Annotated in this window: 1 protein-coding gene; it reads left to right on the forward strand. The window is 34.9% G+C overall.

The window, feature by feature from the left end:
- A partial coding sequence (locus C6368_RS17035) for a hypothetical protein (protein ID WP_159038674.1) occupies positions 1-704 on the forward strand: 704 nt, incomplete at its 5' end.
- Positions 705-837: the final 133 nt, after the last annotated feature.

Raw genomic sequence — 837 nt, forward strand, 5'->3', positions numbered from 1 at the left:
CAAGTGAGGTGAGTGCTGATTTTGAAATACGAGAAGCGCTCAATAACGGAGCACCATCTATAAATATGTACACAGTTACAGATGACATCTTGGGCAATAAAACTGCCTTTTTTAAGGCTAAAGAAGCTGACGCTCAATACACCTGGTATATAGGGCTTGAAACAGAGACGGATAGAGAAATATCTAGATTTTTTCCGAGTCAATGGGAGGGCAGTACAATTCCAATTACATTGGTAGTAGAAAAAGAACCCAATAATACCTGTTTCCCTAATGATGATGGATATGATTCTATAACAAAATACATGGAAGTTCATAGTTTTTGCGATTCAAGTATTATGGAAGGAACATTTCGTGTCGCAGAAGAAAATTCAATTGACTCTTTTGATATTGTTTTGGATTTTGAATTGGCGTATGCCTCACCAGGGGTTTTATCAAATAGTAATTGTTCTAGATTGGATTTTTATAACTATGATGGCAACGGAAGTAATTGTGTGGGTTATGATAATGCCATGGCGCGGAATTATAGAGCCTTTAGGAAAGGTAATTTTTCAAATTGGGGAGGGGCTTCATACGAATGTGGTGATCTTGTAATTAAGAAGTGTTACTTGGATTTAAATAATCAACTGTTTTTAAGTTATGAATATTGGCATGTTAATGATCCAGAAGCAACCGAATTTAATGTTAACGGTAGAAAAATAAATTAAAAGATATGAAACATTTATATATTATATTGTGTGTGTTGACATTTGGCATGGTTATTCATGTGACTTATGGACAGTGTGAAAACAACGTGAGTACGGATCATTATTCACCTTTAAACGCTCACTTGTCGAATAA

The sequence above is a fragment of the Brumimicrobium mesophilum genome, from assembly GCF_003025005.1.
GTDB classification, from domain to species: domain Bacteria; phylum Bacteroidota; class Bacteroidia; order Flavobacteriales_D; family Crocinitomicaceae; genus Brumimicrobium; species Brumimicrobium mesophilum.